This window comes from Flavihumibacter rivuli, from assembly GCF_018595685.2.
Lineage (GTDB): Bacteria > Bacteroidota > Bacteroidia > Chitinophagales > Chitinophagaceae > Flavihumibacter > Flavihumibacter rivuli.
Window position 1 is genome coordinate 2805052 of the sequence record NZ_CP092334.1, and the last position, 22163, is coordinate 2827214.

Below are 22163 nucleotides of genomic sequence, written 5' to 3' on the forward strand. Positions count from 1 at the left end.
ACCTACATTTTAACGATTTTCTGTATTTTGCCGGCGAAGTATGAAGATCATCTCGCCTGCCATATCACGATTAGCCAGGCTCAGGCTCTGGCAAATCGATGAATGGGTCAACAACCCGGTAGCAGCCCAAAGGGAAGTGCTGCAGGAATTGGTGACTTCCGCCCAATACACTGAATTTGGCAGGCAATACGGCTTCAACAAACTCTTCAACGTCCGCAGTTTCAAGCAAACCGTTCCGGTACACGAATACAACGACATCAAACCCTATATCGACAGGATGATGGCGGGAGAAGATAATATCCTCTGGAACACGCCTGTACGCTGGTTTGCCAAGAGCAGCGGGACCACCAGTGATAAAAGCAAGTTCATACCGGTTAGCGAGGAAAGCCTGGAAGAGAACCATTACCAGGGCGCCAAGGATGTCCTCACCTTGTATTACCGCTATAATCCGGACTCGGAGCTCCTGACCGGTAAGGGGCTGGTGATCGGCGGCAGCCACCAGGTGAGCAAGGCCAGTGAAGAGATCAGCTTTGGCGACCTTAGCGCCGTTCTCCTCCAAAACTCGCCTTTCTGGGGTCATTGGATCAGGACACCCGAATTATCCATTGCCCTGATGGATGAATGGGAGAACAAGATCGAACAACTCGCCCTCTCCACCATACCGGAAAATGTAACCTCAATATCAGGTGTGCCCACCTGGACCATGGTATTGATGAAGCGGATACTGGAAATGACGGGGAAATCCAGCATCAGTGAAATATGGCCACAACTGGAACTGTATATCCATGGCGGGGTTTCGTTTGTCCCTTACAGGGAGCAGTTCAGCCAATTGATCGGCAAGGACATCAATTACCTGGAGATGTACAATGCCAGCGAAGGTTTCTTTGCTGCACAGGATAGCCCGGAAGCAGATGGCATGCTGCTTTTCACACGGCATGGCATATTCTATGAGTTCATGCCACTGGAAGAATATGGCAAGCGCTTCCCCCAGACCGTTGGCCTGAACAAGGTAGAACTCGGCAAGCAGTATGCGCTGGTCATCAGTACTACAGGAGGCTTATGGCGCTATATCATTGGCGACACGGTCCAGTTCACATCGCTTAGTCCCTACCGCATCAAGGTCAGCGGCAGGTTAAAACATTATATCAATGCCTTTGGGGAAGAGGTGATCGTTGATAATGCAGACAAGGCTCTTGCGGCGGCCTGTGAGAAAACCGGAAGCAGTGTCAATGATTACACCGCAGCGCCTGTGTATTTCAGTCAGCAAAGCAATGGCGCACATGAATGGCTGGTGGAGTTCGATACCCCTCCTGCAGACATCAACCAGTTCACCTATGAACTGGATAACGCCCTAAAGAATATCAACAGTGACTACGAAGCCAAAAGGCATAAGGACATTGCACTTCGCATGCCTAAACTACATGCAGCAAAAAAAGGCCTGTTCCAGGAATGGCTGCGAAGGAAAGGCAAGCTGGGTGGGCAACACAAAGTACCCAGGCTAAGCAATGACCGCAAATACATGGATGAATTGCTGGAGCTCAACGAGCAGTTGCCCTGATCAACTCTTAAACTTCCCCGGATAACTAGTACTTCGCACCGATCAAACCAAAGGACTTCATCATTTTCCTGGTCAGGTGATAACTCAAGGTAAAGTAGTTGTAGGATAGTTTTTTGTAAGCACCAAAATCAAGCTTGAAGTTCAGCAGGCTGGTGATCTCTTCAGTGGTATCCTGCTTGAAATAGCCACCGAAATCATAGTATAGTATACCCTGCTCCTTAAAGGCCAGCATATCGCGGTAATGGAGGAACTTATTGGCCCTGCCGATCTTGTTCTTGTCAAATCCCTGGTCGAAACGCAGCGAGGCCGAATGCATTTGGCGGACAATCTTTTCTTCCGCATCAAACAAATGGGTATGGGCGGCAAGGATAGTGCCATCCTGCTCAGCATAACTGATCCTGAGCATTGGCCCGAATTCCTCCATCATCTTGCGGGTTACCTTGGGTATCCCTTTCTGTTCAGCAAAGGGGTTAAAGAAGGCAATGAACTTATCAATGTCCTGGTCAAAATAGGATTGAAGGCCATCCCGTTCACACTGCTTTACCTGCGCTTTAACTGTCCTGGCAAAACCTTCAAAAATCTCTTCGTTGTTCCTGCTAAGGTCAAGCTCAACTGTATGGTTGTCCTTCCTGATCAGCAAAGGATTTTTCAGGTCATCCGGGACATGTAGATAGGAATTGAAATAAAGGCTGTTCCATATACCCTTCTTCGCACCAAACCAATTATCATAAATCGGAAAAACAAAAAACTTCCGCCTCAACGTCACCATACAAATCTTAGGTTTAATGATTTTGTCCAGTTCCCCTCCCATCATCACCAGCAGGGTTCCAGTCCTTTTAAAACTATTAGTGATGGGATAGAGGCTGCCAAAATAGCTTATGGTTGTGAAACAAACAAGGCTTTACCGTTCAATTTCTTTCCTAAAGAACGGTCGTTAGTTTAATATTGACATGAACACCCGAATGGATGGATCTAGACTTACAGGCAAGGGACGGGTCTGCCATCCTATCTCCTTATTAATGAGGGACTTCTTCCTAATGGGCAATTCTTCCTACATTCGCCCCAGAATTGAATCAACATGAAATTACTGGAAAACAAAGTAGTTATTGTTACCGGTGCCGCCCGTGGCATCGGCGAAGGCATTGCCCTTAAACTTGCAGAACAGGGTGCCAACATTGCTTTTACCTATGTTAGTGAGGGAAGCGCTCCCAAGGCCCAGGCACTGGAAGAAAAACTTGCCGCCTTTGGGGTAAAGGCCAAGGCCTATCGCAGTAATGCCGGCGTATTCGAGGAATGCGAAGCCTTCGTGAATGATGTGGTGAAGGAATTCGGTACAGTTGATGTTTGTGTGAACAATGCGGGTATTTCCAAGGACAACCTGCTCCTCCGTATGAGCCCCGAGCAATGGGATGAAGTGATGATCACCAACCTGAAAAGTGTCTTCAACATGACCAAGCAGGTGATCCGCCCGATGATGAAGGCCCGCAAGGGAAGCATCATCAACATGAGCTCCATCATTGGGGTGCGTGGTAATGCCGGTCAGAGCAGTTATGCCGCTTCCAAGGCCGGTATCATTGGTTTCACCAAATCCATGGCCCATGAACTGGGAAGCCGCAATATCCGCTGCAACGCCATTGCACCGGGATTCATCGAAACGGATATGACCCACTACCTGAAAGAAGGAGCCGCCGCAGAAGAGTTCCTGAAAAAGATCCCCCTGGGCCGTTTTGGAACCACCGAGGAGATCGCGAACACTACCCTTTTCCTTGCCAGTGACATGAGTTCTTATGTTACCGGACAGGTGATCAGTGCTTGTGGCGGATTGAACATCTGATGCACCAGCTTAAGCTGTTTGGTTCCTGCAGACGGGTAAGAATGTTTGCCATTAAGACAACTATTTGAGCCAGGTTGGATCAGGTAACCACCATAAAAAATGGAGATCTTCTGGATCTCCATTTTTATTTCCGGGATTACCCCGGCTATCTCTTTGAAATCGATTCTTTACTTGAACATCAGTTCCTTCACCTTCTCTTTATCTTCTTTTTCCTTGGTAAGGTCGAACATGGTACCAAAAACACGATCCCAGATGGTGGTGCTCACCCCAAATCCCTGGTGTTCGTTCTTGTAGTGGTGCAGGTGATGGTTTCTCCACAAGGGCTTCATCCATTTGAATGGAGGGTTCCAGGCATGGATGGCGTAGTGCATGGAACCATACAACAGGTATCCTAACATGAATCCGGGGAAGAAAATGAATGCGTTCCTGCCCAGGATGAGGTATTGTATGGAGAAGATGATGGAGGCAAGGATCAGGCTCGGTACAGGAGGCATGAACAGGCGCTCCTTATCCCTAGGGTAATGGTGGTGGTTGCCATGCATCACATAAACGACCTTCTGGGCACGCGGACTTTCAGCAATCATATGGAATACCCAGCGGTGCATGATGTATTCAAAAAAGGTCCAGAAGAACATCCCGAAAATAAAAAGTCCTGCCACTTTCATACCAGATGCATCAAAGCGGGTTGCAGCATAATAAGGCAAGCCAATGATCACCGGCAGGTACATACCCCAGATCACCAGGGGATGTGTCTTGGTCAGCATTTCGAGATACTGGTTCTTGAAAAGTTGGGCCTGGCCTTTATTATGAATTTTCTCAAACTTCATACTTCCTACAGATTATCGGCAAAAATAAGGATTTCCCCTGCTGGCCTAGGGGTGTTTAGCTGTTAAATAAACAGATCTTCATCTTCCTAAACAGCCTTTCAAAAGAACTTGTCAGAAATCAACCTGCTTCCCCCGTCTCCTCACTTTGCAGACTGCCGGAGCGCCTGTGCTTCCATCAGGGCCATCAGGTAGACCAATGATGCTGTTCCATCCATGGTAGGCTCATTGGTGCTATAATCGCCGTAATCATCATGATATACCGCCAGATCACTCTGGAAGGGGGCATATTCATCCGCCTCATAAAGGGTAAGCCCGATCAGTCCCTTGAAAATACTGGTATAGACAGGCCCATCCACCAATCCACCGTCGATCGGGTATTGCTTCAGGTGGGTGAAGGCAGAGTGCGGGTCAACGGGCGTATCACCGTTGTAAGGAAGGCCATAGACCATACTGGTACCCCAGGGATTGCATCCAAACAACCAATCGATATTGGCCTGTGCCAATTCAGCATAGCCCTGGTCACCGCTCTGGGAAGCATACCAACTGCACTGGATGGCGAAACTGGTGGTCAGGTTATTGCTGCACCATATAAAGGGTATCCCACGGTAGAATGCGTTCTGGCTGGCCTTTTGCCAAACCGATTCGATTCCCTGCTTATAATAGCCCATCAATTCCTTCCCTAATCCATTGGGGTCTGCCAGGGCCAGTTCACGATGACCGAGGTTAATGAATGGGTACCACTGGTAATGCCTGGCCATATCCTTTCCCAGCCAGGGGGTAATCGTTTCCTTCCGGGCATAAAAAGCAGCAGAGTCAAGGAAAGGTTTGCCGATCCTGCGCTGGTCAGCCATTCCACCACTCAATTTCCCGGCATAATACATCATGTAACTGGCCACTGCGGAATAGCCCAACTCCATATCATCTACCCAGTTATCTTCTTCATAAAAATAGGGCGCCCTATTGGGGGCGGTCTGGCAAACGCCGGGTGCACTGCGGGCTATGGCCATTGCGGTGGAAGCACCCGATGCCAGGTCAAGGGCAAAAGCCTCATCCAATGGGTCAAAGACCATGGCCCCCAGGGCAAAAGCACTGGCAAACTTAGCCGCAGTGGAAGCTTTTCCGGTACTGCGGTTCTTGTACTTCCCAAGCCCCTGGGGACTCCCGGTTACAAAATAAACAGGGCGCTCATATCCTTTACCATATTGACTGTCCAATCCGGGAATCCGCATGCTGATATGGTCCCGGTCATCCGCCAGCTGGTTGAACATCCAATCCTTATTGGGATGCATCTTGCGCAGCCACTGCAGTCCCCATTTGGCTTCATCGGCGATGTCCGGTATCCCGTTACTACCTGCCAGTCCATTGGCCTGGTGGCCATCCCCAAAAACAGTCGGGAAGTCGCGGTAGGCCATCAACAGGTGATAGGTCGCATTGGCCGAGGTGGTCACGTATTGCAGGTAGTCACTGGCATCATGCCAGCCCCCTGACACATCAATATGGGAGCTGTCGGGCATGGGGCCATACATCGTGTAACCATCATAGTTATGACAGGAATCTTTCAGGAAAGGATTGAATCCGCTTCTTTGCTGGCGCATGTAGCGCAGGCAGAAATCTGCGGTACCTGTATATACATTGCCATCTATCCTGAATACCGGTGATTCCGCCTTGCCTGCCCTAAGCTTGTAATTACCGGTACCAGTGAAGCTGCTGAAATTAAGCCGGTAGGTTTGGAGGAAGGGGCCATAGGCTCCGAAGGCCTTGCCTGCCGGTCCTTTGAACACCACTTTCCCACTGGCAGCATCCACCAGTTCAAATCCGTTGAGTGAAGCATTCTCCTTAGCTCCCCAAACAGCAATTTTGATCCCTTTGGGTAAGTAACCCAGCTGGTTGATCCTGATCCATTGCTGCGGGGTGTTTTGGGCCTGAGGGGAATTCCCCATCAACAGGAAGAGCGCGAAATAAATGATGTACTTCATGGTCAATCTGCATAATTGAATTGAAAGGAAGACAGGTCTGGCTGGCGTTTGCGTTTCCGCTGCAATTCATGCGCATGGATGATCTCCCCTACCTCCCTGAAGAAAGGATAACCGATACTTTCGTACTCATACTTATCATCATTCAACACCTCATCGCTATTCACATAGATCACGCCACTCAGCATGTACTCCACTTTATGGGCAAAGTCAACTATATAACAAACATCGATCAGGTAACCATAGGACCAGCCGGTCTTATTGAAGCTCCTGATGGAAGGGGGAAGCTTCCTTCGCCCATCTTTAAAAAAGAAGAACTTGGTATAACTATCGAAAAAGGCACTGGTATCATAATTGGGGAAGCGGCTTTCGGAAGGGAGCTTCGACATATACTTCAGTAAGAATTTCCTGTCGTTCTCATCCAATTGGAAACGCTGGTTACCCGGTACCGAATTCGGGAAGATCACCGCCTGCATCATCCGCTGCAGATCAGGCAGGGGAAGGCAATTATGGGTGGTGAAATCCATCGGCTGGTTGAGCAGGGAATCATTCCGGTTGTAATGGGCCTTACCTACGAGTATCCGCTTGCTGAAATCAAAAGCCTGCCGGTTAAAGGCTGCAGGCTGTTCATACAACAGTCTTCCATCTTCCCCCGTAAACCGGATCGGGTTGGTATGGCGGTTCTGGTCCTCCGTCATGGTAACGAATCGCCTGGTGATACGCGAACCACTATACCCCATTTCCCGCAACCGGGTATTGAGCATTTCCTGCCCAACAAACTCGTATAAACGATTGTAAGCGTCGTTATCGCTTACCAGGAAGATCTTCTTCACATAATGCCCAACAGTTGGCCATCCATTGGCGGCGCTGGTATCCTTTTCCACCCTTGTCTGTCCACCATATGCGCTGTCGGTCAGCATAGGGGTATCCAGGCCAATGCCTTTAGGCCTCAGGGTATTCAGTTTCTCCAGTGCCATAATCGCCGTTGGCAATTTGGCCATGGAAGCGGGGTTGAAATAATCGCATGTATCTAACCGGAAGGAATAGTTCCTCAAGACCGGCCTGTTCTTCCGGTCGCGGTCGATCTGGGTATAGATCAGCTGGTAATGATAGACCTCAGGATGGTCGAGGACCTGCTTCAGAAAGGGTGAGGCATGGGCCCTCAGCAACTGCTCCAGTTTTACCGTATCCACTGGCTGTGCCCTGCCACCAATAAAGGCGGAAAGGCTAAAGAGGAAAACCAATACTGTCCTGGACTTCATGATGGTGAAAGGGGATTAATGCAGGTAAGATAATTATTCCTGTTAATTTTGCCCCCTTAAAGCTTGTGATATGAAACTCGTTTCTTACCTGAAGGAAGGGCATGACCAACTGGCCGTTTTCGTGGATGGTTACCTGTATGATATGGAAGTGCTGCACCCCGACCTTCCCAACAATATGAATATGTTCCTGCAATATTGGGAGGATTCTTTCCCGGTGGCGCAGGTTGGTGAACGCATGATCAAAGAAGGCAGGATCAGCAAGGATAAAGGATTCCCGATGGACCAGGCCTATGTGCTGGCACCGGTTCCCTTCCCTACCTCCTGCCGTGATGGCTATGCCTTCCGCCAGCACGTGGCTTCGGCCCGCAGGAACAGGGGAGTACCCATGATCCCGGAGTTCGACCAATACCCCATCTTCTATTTCACCAACCATACTTCCATCCAGGGTCCCGGCGATATCATCTGCATGCCGGACCATTTTGAAAAACTCGATTTTGAACTGGAAGCTGCCATCGTGATCAGCAAGGCAGGAAGGAATATCCCGGCAGAAGAGGCGGATGAATATATTGCCGGACTCATGATCATGAATGACATGAGTGCCCGCAGGCTCCAGATGGAAGAGATGTTGCTGAACCTCGGACCTGCGAAGGGCAAGGATTTCTCCACTGTGATCGGGCCCTGGCTGGTGACATTGGATGAACTGGAAGAATATGAGATCCCCGCGAAGGAGGGACATACCGGTAAGAACTGGAACCTGCGCATGCAGTGCTGGGTGAACGGCGTCCAGGTGAGTGATGGCAATGTGGGGGACATGGACTGGACATTTGCCGAGATCGTTGAACGCTGCTCCTATGGCGTAACCATCCACCCCGGTGATGTGATCGGTAGCGGAACAGTAGGAACAGGATGTTTCCTGGAACTCAATGGAACCGGTAAGCTAAACGACCCTAACTACCAGGAACAATGGCTGCAGGATGGTGATACAGTGGAAATGGAGATCACCGGCCTGGGAAGGCTGAAGAATACCATTGTAGCAGAACCTACCGACTTCTCCATTCTCGCCAGGAAAAAAACAGCCCAATAACACATAACATTCAAGTATAACCGATGATCATAGACCTGTCCACCTTAACATCACCGCAAAGACAGAACTGGTTGCAGCACGCAGTCGCCCCAAGGCCGATCTGCTTTGCCTCTAGCGTTGACAAGGACGGAAACATCAACCTTAGCCCCTTCTCCTTTTTCAATATGTTCTCTTCCACCCCGCCTATTGTGGTCTTCTCTCCTGCAAGAAGGGTTAGGGACAATTCCACCAAGCACACGCTGGACAATGTATTGGAGGTTCCGGAAGTGGTGATCAGCATTGTGGACGAAAGCATGGTCCAACAGATGAGCCTTTCCAGTTGCGAATTTCCGAAGGAGGTGAATGAGTTTTATAAATCAGGGTTCACCATGGAAAAGGCCAGCATGGTGCAACCCCCGATGGTGAAAGAGAGCAAGGTGAAAATGGAATGTAAGGTTATTGAAGTAAAACCCCTGGGTACTGAAGGCGGCGCGGGCAACCTGGTGATCTGTGAAGTATTGCGCATGCACGTTGACGATAGTATCCTCAATGCAGAGGGCACCATGATCGACCAGAGGAAGCTGCATCATGTCGCCAGGCTGGGAGGGGATTGGTACTGCAGGGTGGATGAACACAGTTTGTTCCAGGTAGAAAAACCCAGTGTGAAGCTGGGGATCGGTGTAGATGCCCTTCCTGCACATATCCGCAACAGCCGCATCCTGACCGGGAATAACCTTGGCCAACTGGGCAACGTACATGATTTTCCTGCAGTTGATCCTACTTACCACGATGATCGCCTGAAGCAGATCTTCCAGTATTATTCCATTAACCCGGAAGAGATGGAGAAAGAACTGCATACCTATGCGAAGGAATTGCTGGACCAGGGCAAGGTGACAGAAGGCTGGCAGGTCTTACTGGCCCTTAATTGATGCGAAAATATTTGTAACTTATAGTATTCAAGGTCCATTACCAGGATTACTATAAGTTATCTTTTGCTTTTGGCAGGATGTTGTCCCATCATAACAAAAGCACAACCTTACATCGACCTGCTCAATGTGCGGTATACGAATAGTCCTGCCCATACAGGATTGATCAACCAGGACGAGCCGGACCTCAAGCTGAATCACTTCTTCGGCAACATCAACCTCCCTATTCCCCTAAAGCTGGATCGTTCAGATGTATTGGTCATCAGCCCCTACTTCGAGCAATGGGATGTTGGGGTAGAAAAAGAAAAAACAACGGTACAGGGCTTTGGGCTGCCGGTTGGCATCCAGAAAAAGCTGAATGAAAAATGGGGCATGACAGCCTTGTTGTTCTATCGCTACAACAGGCAAACCCCTATTAAGGATGACCCCGATATCAGTGACCAATGGGGAGGCGTATTGATCGCGAACCTCAGGCGAAACCCTTCTCTTGTCTTTCGCTTTGGCGTGTATTACAACAAAGAGTTCTTTGGGCATTTTGTGGTACCACTCCTTGGCCTCGACTGGAAACTGAATGATCGCAATAATATTTTTGGGACACTGCCCGGTGCCATCACCTGGGAGAGAAAAGTCACAGGAAAATTCTATTATGGTATGAACTTCCGCGCCATTACCAACTCCTACCGACTGAGGCTGGAAGACCCCTGTGCAAGTGGAGATTGCAGCCAGCGGGCCTACCTGAGGATCGATGAGAACCAGGTCGGTTTCTATGCAGATGTCTACCTAACCAAAAAACTGGTACTGAACGGTGAGATCGGGCATTCCGTCCTGAGGAAACTGAGGTATGGCATCACCGCAGACAAGGGCGATACCAGGCAAACCCTTTCCCAACAAGACAATTTCTATTTCCGCATCAGTACAGCCTACCGCCTGAGGTTACGCTAGGCGATCATCAGTTCCGAGTAAAGCAAATCAAGGGGAACGCCTTTGGATGGATAATTATCAAAAAGATAGGTCAGCGCTTCCGGGATGATGTTTGGGTAATTGATCATGTTGGGCTTCTCCCTATTGATCCATTCAAAGAAGTGATCTGCAAACTGGCCGTCCATTGAAGCCAGGACCTTTACCCCCATTGGCTCCAGGGCCGCGGCATTACAATACTGTTCATATTGACCTTTGATCGGGATGGCCATGAGTTTCTTTCCAAGCTGCAGTACTTCAGCAGGGGTTTCAAAACCAGCACCCGTGACCACCCCGTAACTGTTGATGATACTTTCATTGAAAAGCCTTTGGTTGATGGGTATGAAGCATACATTACCAATGGTTTCCACCTGCTTTCTTTCCTTCGAAAAAACCTGGAAACGGAAAGCCTTCAGTTTGGAAAGTTCTTTCAGGACAACATCATCACTATAAGCAGAAAGGTAAACCGTGATATGTCCCTTGTTCTGTGGCTTGGCCATTAATATTTCCTTTTTGATTACCGGGGTAAAGATGAAATCGTCATAGGGCTGGAAATGCAGGCCCACATACTGGCTTGACCTGGCGTAATGCTTCAGCAGGCCTTCTCCGATCCATTCCTTCCTGGCAGGCCGGGGTACCCGTGATGATTGAAAGGAAGCCTGGTGGCCGAAACCAACCGAAGGCACATTCTTTACCGCACAGGCGAGGGAGGTGATCGCTTCAAAATCATTGATGACCACATCATAGGCTTCCACCGGCAACTCCCGGATCTCCTTATACAATTTGGGAAGGTTCAGCTGCGATGCGATCTTGCCATACCGCAGTCCGCCAGCCCTGTTGTAGAAAAGGCTAAGGCCCTTACTGCGGTACTTTACCGGCAGGTCACTGTTCAACTGGCTGTTAGACCCACTGAGGAACACATCCACTTTCCCAAACCGCCTCAGGTAAGGCAAGAGTTGTCCTGCCCTGCTGATATGTCCATTTCCTGTAGCCTGTACCGCATAGAATATTTTCATGTTGGAGCTGTTTAGATCGCCAATGATTTCACATAGAAGTTCACCTGGTCCGTCACTACAGTAAGCGCCGGATGTTCATTCTCCTCTCTTACCGTTGAATACTGCTTTTCATCGTATTGATAGATATGCCAGTCGTTCTTATAGTACTCCAATGCGGTCATGTGTTCCACCCAATCCCCGGAATTGAGGTACATGACCCTACCCTTCCCGGTTTCCACCCATCTTTTCTGGGGCTGGTGGATATGGCCGCAGATCACATAATCATATTGCCTTTCGATCGCTATCTCGGCCGCCGTCATCTCGAAATCGTTGATCCGGGTTACTGCCCTGTTCACACCAGCCATCACCCGCTTCGATAGGGAAACCCTGTCCCTTCCTGTGAGTTTGAGCAAAGCATTGATACACCTGTTCAGCAGGATCAGGAAACCATACCCACTGCTCCCCATTTTAGCCCAGAACTTCGCTGCGCCTTTTGTGGTATTATCGAACACATCGCCATGAAAGATCCAGGTCATCTTATTGTTGATCTCAATGACCATCTTGTCGGTCAACTGGAAATTCCCCAATTGGATATCACAATATTTTCTCAGGATCTCGTCATGGTTACCGGTGATATAGATCACCCTGGTGCCATTGGCCATCATATTGAGCACCTCTTTGAGCACCGCCATGTGAGCAGCCGGGAAATAATGCTTGCTGAACTGCCAGCCATCGATGATATCGCCGTTCAACACCAGCATCTGGGGCTGGATCCCCCTCAAATACTGAAGCACTTCCTTTGCCTTACAACCGTAGGTACCAAGGTGGAGGTCCGAAAGCACGGCAACGTCGATCAGGCGTTTTTCCATGTAAGAAGGTTTGCCAAAATTCAGCCAACAGTATTACCCCAGGATTACCCTGCCATTAATGAATTGTAAAAAGGGGTTATTTCAACCGTAAAATGGCGGGTGTTTCGACGGGGGCACGTCGGAGACGGGTCGGAGACGGGTCGGAGACGGGTCGGAGACGGGTCGGAGACGGGTCGGAGACGGGTCGGAGACGGGTCGGAGACGGGTCGGACGTGCGTCCGACCCGTGAAGGTGGAAATGCGTTATTTTTGCGCTTCAAAATTTGGATCATGCAATTATCAGAGCAAGAGATTATCAGAAGGGAGAAGCTCCAACAGCTCCAGGAACTGGGGATCGACCCCTATCCGGCGCCGCTGTTCCCGGTAAATACCAACGCCGCATATATTAAGGAAAATTATAAAGGGGAAGAGAACAAGGCTGATTTCGAAGCGGTTTGCCTGGCCGGAAGGATCATGAGCATCAGGGACATGGGAAAGGCCAGTTTCGCGGTACTGCAGGACAGCACCGGCCGGATCCAGGTATATGTGCGAAGGGACGATATCTGCCCGGGTGAGGACAAGAGCCTGTATGATAAAGTGTGGAAACACCTTTCTGATATCGGTGATATCATCGGGATCAAGGGTTTTGTGTTCACCACCAAGACCGGCGAGATCTCCATACATGTACAAGAGCTGACCTTCCTCACCAAGTCCCTGAAACCACTGCCTGTGGTGAAGGAGGCTGAAGGACAGACCTTCGATGCGGTTACTGACCCCGAGTTCAAGTACCGCCAGCGCTATGCCGACCTGGTGATCAACCCCCAGGTGAAGGACACATTTGTGAAGCGCACCAAAATGATCAATACCATCCGGGAGTTCCTGAACGAAAGGGGCGCCCTGGAAGTGGATACCCCAGTACTGCAGGCGATTCCCGGTGGTGCTGCGGCCAGGCCGTTCATTACCCACCATAATGCCCTGGATGTCCCCTTCTACCTGCGCATCGCCAACGAATTGTACCTGAAACGCTGTATCGTGGGCGGGTTCGACTGGGTGTATGAATTCAGCCGCAATTTCCGTAATGAAGGAATGGACAGGACCCATAACCCGGAATTCACCATCCTGGAATGGTACACTGCTTACAAGGATTACTTCTGGATGATGGAAACCACGGAACAGCTGCTCGAAAAAGTAGCCATCGCCCTGCATGGTACGACAGATGTGACTGTTGGTGATAAGACCATCAGCTTCAAGGCTCCTTTCAAGCGCATCTCCATCATTGATGCCATCAAGGAAAATACCGGCATCGACATCAATGGTATGGATGAAGCCAGCCTGCGCGATGTTTGCAAGCAACTGAAGATCGATGTAGCCCCCAATATCGGTAAGGGCAAACTCATTGATGAGATCTTTGGCGCTACCAGCGAACACACCTATATCATGCCGACCTTCATCACCGACTACCCCGTGGAGATGAGCCCGCTGACCAAGAAGCACCGCAGCAAACCCGGACTGGTAGAGCGTTTCGAACTGATGGTGAATGGTAAGGAGATCGCAAATGCCTACTCCGAATTGAACGATCCCATTGACCAGCGTGAACGTTTCGAAGAGCAGGTGAAACTGATGGAAAGAGGTGATGACGAAGCGATGTATATCGACTACGATTTCCTTCGCGCACTTGAATATGGCATGCCGCCGACCGCAGGTATTGGTATCGGTATCGACAGGCTCTGCATGCTGATGACCAACCAGCCTTCGATCCAGGATGTATTGCTCTTCCCGCAAATGCGCCCGGAACGATTTGATAGCTGATCAAGAATCTGATCTTACTCCATAAAAAAAGTGATGCCCAACAGCATCACTTTTTCTTTTTATAATGAAAATGATCAAACGAAAAGATCATTCATCAGCTTCATGGAAGGATTCACTGCATATTTGCTAAGGTCCGTGATCCCTTCTGCAGCCAGTACTTCCTCATCAATGAAAAAGTTACCGGTACAATCATAGGAAGGCCGCTTCAGGATATGGTAGGCCGCATCCGCAACGATCTCCGGAGTACGACTGCGTTGCATCAGGAAATCACCTCCCAACAGGTTCTCCACCGCGGCAGTGGCAATGGTCGTTTTGGGCCAAAGGGCATTCGCAGCGATCCGGTGGGGCTTCAATTCTTCGGCCAGTCCCAGGATCACCATGCTCATGCCATACTTGCTCATGGTATAGGCCAGGTGCGGCGCAAACCAGCGTGGATCCATATTCAGGGGCGGGGAAAGATTCAGGATATGCGGGTTATGCGATTGTTTGAGGTAGGGAATGCAGGCCCTGGACATGAAAAAGGTACCCCTGACATTGATACCGTGCATCAGGTCCCAGCGCTTGGGCTCTGTTTGCTCGGTGGGCGTCAGGCTGATGGCGCTGGCATTATTGATCAGGATATCAATACCCCCAAAAGCTTTCACGGTCTCCTCTACCGCATTCTGGATACTGTCCTCGTACCTGATATCCACCTGGAGGGGAAGTACTTTTCCCGGACCGGCCTTATCGATCTCTTCGGCAGCACTATAAATGGTGCCCTCCAACTTGGGATGGGGCTCAACCGTTTTGGCAGCAATCGCAATATTGGCACCATCCTGCGCTAAACGCAGGGCTATGGCCTTACCAATGCCCCTGCTGGCGCCGGTTACCAATACATTCTTGTTCTGGAATAGCATCATTTTCTCTTGGTTTATTCTTTGCTAAAGGTTTAAGAACCAATGTAAAAAGAAAGTTTTAAGAAAGATACGTGAGTTCTACCAATAGGCCTATCGTAAACTTACGATTCTGTCAGTAAAAAATGAAGACGGAAAATTCAGCAATAGTGCTCTTGTTCCGGGCATGCATTCCTTCTACTTTTGTATTGTCAGTTGATTGATAGCGATCAAAAAATCCTAAGAAAGACCAAGAACAAATCCTAAGAAAGACCAGACCGATGTAAATCGGACAATCCTAAATCCAAATCCCGAAAGGGAAGAAAAACCAAAAGAGATCCAATATCCTGAGACCCGGCAACGGGCAAGAAGAACCGAAACCAAGAAATCCAAGTCCAGACCCGGTAAGACGGGAAGAACAACCAGAAATCCAAAATCCAACCGCGAAAGCGGAAAAACCAAGTCCAGATCCAGATCTTACGAAAAACCACGAAGATCAGCATCTATCGAACTGACGCCGAGTTTAAAATCCAGTATCTGTAGTAATCCAAAATCCTTTGAACGACGAGAAAATTTGTACCTATTGATGACCGAGACCTTGATGGTTCTGAATCGTACAAAAACATTAAACAACCCGGTGTGATCCACCGGGTTGTTTATTTTCCAAAGCCTGCCTGCTTACCAAATCTTCATCCCAACGATCTTATGACTTTCTATCTTATCCAGCTGCATCTGGTATTGCAACTGCACCATGCTTAATTGTGCATCTTCTACTGCCACCTGGGTGGTGAGTAATTCCACGCTGGTGATCAACCCCTCCTTGAACCTCACCTGGGCCAATTGGAAGGCTTTCTCTGCCTGCCTTACCAAAACCTCCTGGTTCCTCAGTTTCTCTTCCAGGTTGCGGTAATCCTCATTCACCCTTGCCAGGTCCCTTTCCACCTGCTGTTCCAACGTGGTGATCGACTGCCTTGTGGCATCAATACTCACCTGGTTCATTTTCTGTTCCAGCTTTGGCCTATTGGCGCTGAAGATGGGAATACTGATCCCCACCCCTACCATTCCGTTCAGGCGCATCTGCCTGATATCGGGAACGAAACCATTCTTCACCCCACCTGCAGCCGTACCGAAAACTGTCGGGCTAAAGTCTTTCCTGATCACCTGGTTATTGATGTTCAGCAGTTCCAACTGGTTGTTGATCTGCTTCAATTCCAGGCTGTAATTGCGCCAGGTTGCCGAATTGGCCATCTGGGTAAAATCTGTAGTCACAATATCCCTGATCTTGCCATGCTGGTCCTCGCCGGTCAATAACTTCAGCGCTATATACTGTTGTTCCTGCTGGGATTGCAGGTCCTTCAACCTGTTCCTGGCATTGGCGATCCTCACCTGCGTGGTCAGCAGGTCGTATTCCAGGGCATCCCCGTTCCTGATCTTGGCCTGGATCAACTTCTCATTTTCCTGCAGGGCCTTGATCTGCCCTTCCTGTACAGCAATGGCCTTATTCAGGAAGAGAACAGTAAAATAGGCCTGGCTGACCTGGTAGGCAACCGCATTCTTGCTGAGGTCGATCCCGCCCTTCTGCCATTTCTTTTCAGACTGGCTGCGCTCCAATTGGATCCTGGTCTTCCCAAAATCATAGAGCAACTGGTTTACACCAACAGCCAGATTGTAATTGTCATTGGGTGCGAACTGCAGGTTCTTCCCATCAAAATTCACCTTGGGCACAGGAGCCACATAACTCACCATGGCATCTCCCTGCACGGTAGGCAGCCAGTTGCTACGGATCAGTTCCTGCTTCACATCATTCGATTGCAACTGGATCTCCATTTCCCTGATCTTCGGGTAATTGTTTACGGCCTGCTGGATCAGGGTGGCCAATTGCTGGTCCTTCAATACCAGCGAATCCTGCGCTATGGTAACAGTTACCAACAGGATCGCAGTAATGGTTACAACTATTCTTTTCATTATTGCATTCATTTCAATTCATGTCTTTAATGTGCGGCCTCCATGGCTTCCTTCACTGCCTTGGCATCAACCGGCTGCTTCTTCTTCACTTTCATAAAGAAGGCCAAAGGCAAGACAGCAAGGAAGAACAGGCCGATCAGGTGGAACGTATCGAGGTAAGCGAGGTAATAGGCCTGCTTATCCACGGCCAGGTCAATAACCTTTTGCGCTTTCAGGCTGGCACCACTTATATCGCCTGTTTTGGCTGCAATGCCCTGGGTAAGCGCATTCAACCTTTCTGTGTAGGCCGGTGCGCCTTCATAGAAATTGGACACCAGGTCTGAACGGTGCTGGGCATGGCTATGGGCGATATAGTTATTGGCCATGGCTATCCCGAAAGCACCACCGATCTGGCGGATCATATTGTTAAGGGATATCCCTGCCGCATACTCGCTGGGATGCAATCCGGCTACTGCCTGGTTGATCAATGGCAGCTGTGCCATGGAGATACCAAAGGCCCGTACCATCAGGGCCGGGAAGAAATCCCACCTGCCTGCGTCCGGACTGACCGAAGCGCTCATCCAGGAGTAAAGCGAAAAGAGGATAAATCCTACGATCGTAAATGGGATCGGTGAAACCCCCTTGCTCATGGCCTTCCCGATGACCGGCATCATGAATACCCCGATCAGGGTGGGGAAGAGCAGGGATAGACCTGTTTCCAGGGGAGTATAACCTAATACCCTTTGGGCCAATACCGGGTACACAAATACCGATGTAAACAATCCCAGACCGGCCACGAAGGTGAAGAGGGTGGTGAAGGCATAGCTTCGGTTGTTCATCACCTTTAGGTTGACAACAGGATGTGGTGTGGTCAATTCCCGCCAGATAAAACCCACTACTCCTACTATGGCAATGATGGCACTTATCCTGATGGTGTCACTGGCAAACCAGTCTTCTGACTCACCACGTTCCAGCACATACTGCAGGCATCCGATACCCGCCATCAGCAAGGCGATCCCCATATAGTCGATCTTGATGCTTTCCTTCTTCTCGCCCTCGCCTTCCTTTTTATCAATGAAGGTGATGGAGAGCAAGGTGGCGATGATACCGATGGGGATATTGATCATGAAGATCATGGGCCAGGAAAAATTATCGATCAGGTAACCACCCACTGTTGGACCAAGGGTCGGACCCAACACCAATCCCATCCCGAACAGGCCGGAGGCCATCGGGCGGTCTTCAGGAGCAAAAGCATCGAACAGGATGGCCTGGCTGGTGGACAACAATGCGCCACCACCGATACCCTGCACAAAGCGCCATGCTGTGATCTCCATGAGCCCTGTTGATTCCGCACACATATACGATGCTGCGGTAAATATGATCATGGAGGCGATATAATAATTCTTCCTGCCAAAGTACTCGGCAAGAAAGCCGGTCATGGGGATGATGATCACGTTGGCAATGGCATAGGCCGTTATCACCCAGCTCACATCTTCAATGTTCACCCCAAGGCTGCCGGCCATTTCATTCAGGCCAACGTTAACGATAGATGTATCGATCAACTCCATCACAGCTGCTGTCACCGTGGTCAGCACTATGATGAACTTGGCGAATCCTTTTGGACTTGACATAGGTTTACTTTAAGGGAACACTCACTTCAGCACTCAAACCGGCACGCAGGACCTGCTTGTATTGATCCGCATCATTGATGGCGATCTTTACCGGCACACGCTGTGTCACCTTTACGAAATTGCCGCTGGCATTATCAGGGGGGAGAAGGGCGAAACGCGCCCCGGTAGCCTCACTCAGGCTTTCAATGGTTCCCTTCAGTTTGAGTTCATCATAGGCATCCAGGGTAATATCCACCTGCTGGCCGGGATGAAGTTTCCTGATCTGGTTCTCCTTAAAGTTCGCCACGATCCAGTAGGTGGTATCGTTCACGATGGTGAACAAGGGCATACCAGCCTGTACATACTGGCCAACGGCAACATTCTTCTTACCGATCTTACCTGCCTGCGGCGCATATACCTTGGTGTAAGAGATCTTGAGTTCCTGCTGTTCGATCTGTGCCTTTCTCACTGCAATTCCTGCTTCGGCTTTCTTCACTGCAGCCTGCAATACAGCTATCCTGCTCTCTGCGGATGCCAGGTCGTTGTTGCTATTGTCCAGCTGCTTTACCAGTGTCTCATAGTTGAAGCGACTGTCTTCCAGCTGGCGCTGGGTGATGGCATTCTCTGCATAAAGGTTCTTATCGCGGCTGAAGTCCTTTTGCGCTTTCTCCAGCTTTACCCTGTTGATATCTATATTGCCTTTGTTTACCCTGAGGGAAACGAAGGCATTGTTCAGGGCAGCTTTCGCATTCTCCAGATCTGCCAATGCTGCATTATAATCGGCTTGCATCTGCAGGAGCTGCGTTTGTAATTCTGCATCGTCCAGTTCTACCACCAACTGGTTGGCCTTTACCGAATCAAAATCCTTGATGGCAATGGTCTTTACATAGCCTGCCACCCTCGGTAGAACAGGCACCAGTTGCGTTTCGATCTGGGCATTGTCGGTTGACTCATGCGTCAGGGCAAAGTTGATCTTCCTGTAGGCGAAGAAACCTACAGTCAGTAATACAACACTTAGAATGATCAGTCGGACAGGTGATTTCTTTTTTACTTCTTGTTCCATATATCACATTTGAATAGGTCTTAGTTCTTGTTTTGCAAATGGGCATGCATCATGTCTTTCAGGTGCAGCTTCACGCGCTCCATGAAAGAATCATCTTCATAAGGTTTAAAATCCGCCGGGGCATCGGTCATTTTGATCACCATGCAATCGTTGATCAATACCTGGTAAATGGTGCCGATGAGGGATGAGAGGGTCATTTCAATATCTACCTTCCTGAATTCGCCATCATCGATGCCTTTTTGGACGATATGCTTGATGATGCGCATGTTGCCAATGAAAATATTGGCCATGGTTTCATGGAAATGGGACCGTTGCTGTACTGTCATTTCACGCATAATGGTCAACGTGAAGCCCCTGTGTGAGAACAGCCTTTCCACATAGCTGTCGATGATCCGGTTGATTTTTTCAGCAGCACTAAGGGACTGGTCATCCATCAATTGTTGCAGCTTTCCTTTCAGGAAGGAAGCCCTGCGCTCAATCATTTTCTCAAACAATCCCTCCTTGCTGCCGAAATAATAATTGACCATGGCCACGTTCACATTGGCCAGTTGGCAAACCTCCCTTACAGAAGTACCTTCAAATCCCTTATTAAAGAACAATTGCTCGGCCGCTTCCAGGATCTGGTCACGCTTTTCAACCTTTTCGATTTTCCCTTCCATAAACATGCTTTTTATGCAACCGGGGACAAAATTAAACAGTTGTTTAAATTAAACGATTGTTTAAGATTGGATTTTTTTGTTACCGATTAGTTAAAGAAATTAAGTGCTTGTTTATCAAATAATTATTTAGAAACGGAAAAAACTGCTTAGTGTCGGGCCTGTCAAACGCTAAGGGTAAGCAATAAAAAACGCAGCCGACAAAGGGAAAATTCCCTGTCAGGCTGCGCTATGGGCAAGCAAACAAAGATGCTATTTTACCTGGACCAGACCTTCTGGCCGTCTACCCAGGTCTCGAGGACCTTGACCGCGGTGATCTGCCCCGGTTGCTGTTGCAGGGGATCACGGTCCAATACCACCAGGTCAGCGAGATGACCTTCTTTCAGTGACCCAAAATCAGGGGCCACACTTATCCTGGCCGCATCAGCCGTATAGGCTTTCAGTGCTTCTGCAATACTGATGCTTTCCTGCGGCGCAATCGAATCCCCTTCATTATTCTTCCGGGTAACAGCCGCCTCTACCCCCTTCATGGGGTTGAAGTCCTTCACCACCGGTGCGTCCGAGGAAAGTGCCACCAATACACCGCTGTCCAGGACAGACCGAACCGGGTAACAATGATCGAGATAGTGTTGGTCAAGGTACCTGATAAAATTCTTTCCCAATTCACTCAGGAAAACAGTTTGCATGGAAGTAGCTATATTATTAGCGGCCATCAGGTCAAGGTGTCGCTGTTCCGGTAAACCCAGGTGCTCGATCCGTTTGATCAATTGGGGGAAGGATTGGTGCAGTTGCCTGTAAATGTCCACCACGAAATCAATCGCAGCATCACCAATGGCATGGGTGGCCAGTCCCAGTCCCTTTTCCATGGCTGCTGTACAAAGTCCGATATACTGTTCGCGCTTCAGCCGCAACACACCCTGCTCCTGTGAATCCTTATAATGCCCCTTCAATGCAGCGGTCTTGCCACTCAGTCCACCATCACTGAAAAACTTCACGGTATTGACCTTGAAAAAACCGGAATCGAAATAATCAGGTACGGGATAGGGTTGTTCCCCACCATCCGGTAACAAGATGGGAATGGCATTCAGCCTGATGCCCAATTCATTCCTTCGATGCAGGTCATAATAGGCTTCAAGCAATAACGGATCAACAGCCGGATCCGTCACTGCAGTAACGCCGTAGCTGTATAACTCTTCCCTGGCCGCCTTCACCATGGTCTGTAATTCGGCAATGGTATAGGGAGGGATCTGGTTCGCCACTAATCCCAATGCAGTTTCAGAAAAGATACCATTCGGACGGCCATCACTGCCCTTGTACATCACACCACCTTCAGGAACAACAGTGTCCGCTGATATCCCACAACGTTCAATGGCGCTGGTATTGGCCACGGCAATATGGGCACAGGTGCGGATCACATAAACCGGCTTGTCCTTCACTACCTTATCCAGGTCAGTCCGCTCCGGCATCCTGCCATTCGCCCAACCGGCCTCATTGAAGCCCCTCGCTACGATCCAGGCCACATCAGGGAAAGCCCGATGGTAGTCACTGATCATGGACAACATCTCCTCCAAACTCCGCGCAGCACGAACATCGAGCATGAAGGTCTTCAGGTTACCTACCTTCCATACATGGATATGCGAATCATTCATGCCCGGCATCAGGGTCTTGCCCGACAGGTCAATAAGGTTGGCACCATCCTGCACAAATGATTGCAATGCATCAAACCTGCCAATAGCACTGATCCTGTTGCCCTCCACGACCAGCGTATCGGCACCCGGCTGGAATCCTTCATGGAAGGAAAGCATATTGGCATTATGGAAAACTGTAATTGACATGATTATTAGCGAATAATACTTTTATCGTTAGCAGATCCAAAGTTAACATCGGGGTCCCCTTTGGGAGTTGCCGTGTACCCACATTCTCACCTCAGCAGGGTCTCCCGCAGGGGACCCTGATGAATGGCAGGA

At 49.4% G+C, this 22163-nt stretch carries 18 protein-coding genes; 6 read left to right on the forward strand and 12 right to left on the reverse strand.

Features of this window, described 5'->3' with window-relative positions:
• Nucleotides 1–40: 40 nt before the first annotated feature.
• Nucleotides 41–1558, forward strand: a complete 1518-nt coding sequence (locus KJS94_RS11965; protein ID WP_214448898.1) for a GH3 auxin-responsive promoter family protein — start codon at nt 41–43, stop codon at nt 1556–1558.
• A 25-nt stretch (nt 1559–1583) separates the two neighbouring features.
• Here KJS94_RS11965 and KJS94_RS11970 read toward each other — a convergent pair whose 3' ends face one another.
• Entirely contained in the window at nt 1584–2327 is a 744-nt protein-coding gene (locus KJS94_RS11970) for a GNAT family N-acetyltransferase (RefSeq protein WP_214448899.1), read from the reverse strand.
• A 309-nt stretch (nt 2328–2636) separates the two neighbouring features.
• Between KJS94_RS11970 and fabG the strand changes: the two genes are divergently transcribed.
• Entirely contained in the window at nt 2637–3392 is a 756-nt protein-coding gene (gene fabG / locus KJS94_RS11975) for a 3-oxoacyl-[acyl-carrier-protein] reductase (protein WP_214448900.1), read from the forward strand.
• 167 nt (nt 3393–3559) lie between these two features.
• Here the strand turns inward: fabG and KJS94_RS11980 are convergent, their stop codons facing one another.
• The 3 genes from KJS94_RS11980 to KJS94_RS11990 form a co-directional block, all read right to left on the reverse strand.
• Nucleotides 3560–4219, reverse strand: a complete 660-nt coding sequence (locus KJS94_RS11980) for a sterol desaturase family protein (RefSeq protein WP_214448901.1) — start codon at nt 4217–4219, stop codon at nt 3560–3562.
• Nucleotides 4220–4359: 140 nt separating this feature from the next.
• Nucleotides 4360–6195, reverse strand: coding sequence for a glycoside hydrolase family 9 protein (locus tag KJS94_RS11985; RefSeq protein WP_214448902.1), 1836 nt, complete (start codon nt 6193–6195; stop codon nt 4360–4362).
• 2 nt (nt 6196–6197) lie between these two features.
• Nucleotides 6198–7454 (reverse strand): serine hydrolase, encoded by a 1257-nt coding sequence (locus KJS94_RS11990; protein ID WP_214448903.1) that lies wholly within the window; start codon nt 7452–7454, stop codon nt 6198–6200.
• Nucleotides 7455–7524: 70 nt separating this feature from the next.
• On the opposite strand from KJS94_RS11990, the gene KJS94_RS11995 reads away from it, so the two are divergent.
• From KJS94_RS11995 to KJS94_RS12005, 3 genes are all read left to right on the forward strand, one after another.
• Complete coding sequence (locus tag KJS94_RS11995) at nt 7525–8538, forward strand: fumarylacetoacetate hydrolase family protein (RefSeq protein ID WP_214448904.1); 1014 nt, start codon at nt 7525–7527, stop codon at nt 8536–8538.
• 23 nt (nt 8539–8561) lie between these two features.
• Nucleotides 8562–9446 (forward strand): flavin reductase family protein, encoded by an 885-nt coding sequence (locus KJS94_RS12000; RefSeq protein ID WP_214448905.1) that lies wholly within the window; start codon nt 8562–8564, stop codon nt 9444–9446.
• A gap of 69 nt (nt 9447–9515) precedes the next feature.
• Nucleotides 9516–10385: a DUF6268 family outer membrane beta-barrel protein gene (locus KJS94_RS12005; RefSeq protein WP_214448906.1), complete on the forward strand. Its 870-nt coding sequence runs from the start codon at nt 9516–9518 to the stop codon at nt 10383–10385.
• Here the strand turns inward: KJS94_RS12005 and KJS94_RS12010 are convergent.
• Both KJS94_RS12010 and KJS94_RS12015 read right to left on the reverse strand, forming a co-directional pair.
• On the reverse strand, nt 10382–11416 hold the full coding sequence (locus tag KJS94_RS12010) for a glycosyltransferase family protein (RefSeq protein ID WP_214448907.1): 1035 nt from the start codon (nt 11414–11416) through the stop codon (nt 10382–10384). The genes KJS94_RS12005 and KJS94_RS12010 overlap by 4 nt on opposite strands.
• 11 nt (nt 11417–11427) lie before the next feature.
• Nucleotides 11428–12264, reverse strand: coding sequence for a UDP-2,3-diacylglucosamine diphosphatase (locus tag KJS94_RS12015; protein WP_214448908.1), 837 nt, complete (start codon nt 12262–12264; stop codon nt 11428–11430).
• A gap of 269 nt (nt 12265–12533) precedes the next feature.
• Between KJS94_RS12015 and lysS the strand changes: the two genes are divergently transcribed.
• Nucleotides 12534–14051 (forward strand): lysine--tRNA ligase, encoded by a 1518-nt coding sequence (gene lysS, locus KJS94_RS12020; RefSeq protein WP_214448909.1) that lies wholly within the window; start codon nt 12534–12536, stop codon nt 14049–14051.
• 74 nt (nt 14052–14125) lie between these two features.
• On the opposite strand, the gene KJS94_RS12025 is transcribed toward lysS, so the two are convergent.
• The 6 genes from KJS94_RS12025 to KJS94_RS12050 form a co-directional block, all read right to left on the reverse strand.
• A complete protein-coding gene (locus KJS94_RS12025; RefSeq protein ID WP_239804152.1) occupies nt 14126–14950 on the reverse strand; it encodes an SDR family oxidoreductase in 825 nt (274 codons plus the stop codon).
• A gap of 651 nt (nt 14951–15601) precedes the next feature.
• Entirely contained in the window at nt 15602–16888 is a 1287-nt protein-coding gene (locus KJS94_RS12030) for a TolC family protein (protein ID WP_214448910.1), read from the reverse strand.
• Between the two features lie 26 nt (nt 16889–16914).
• Complete coding sequence (locus KJS94_RS12035; protein ID WP_214448911.1) at nt 16915–18498, reverse strand: DHA2 family efflux MFS transporter permease subunit; 1584 nt, start codon at nt 18496–18498, stop codon at nt 16915–16917.
• A gap of 4 nt (nt 18499–18502) precedes the next feature.
• Entirely contained in the window at nt 18503–19540 is a 1038-nt protein-coding gene (locus KJS94_RS12040) for an HlyD family secretion protein (RefSeq protein WP_214448912.1), read from the reverse strand.
• 20 nt (nt 19541–19560) lie between these two features.
• Nucleotides 19561–20199 carry a TetR family transcriptional regulator gene (locus tag KJS94_RS12045; protein WP_214448913.1) on the reverse strand — a complete coding sequence of 213 codons (639 nt, stop codon included), beginning with the start codon at nt 20197–20199 and terminating at the stop codon, nt 19561–19563.
• Between the two features lie 254 nt (nt 20200–20453).
• Entirely contained in the window at nt 20454–22031 is a 1578-nt protein-coding gene (locus tag KJS94_RS12050; protein ID WP_214448914.1) for an amidohydrolase, read from the reverse strand.
• Nucleotides 22032–22163: the final 132 nt, after the last annotated feature.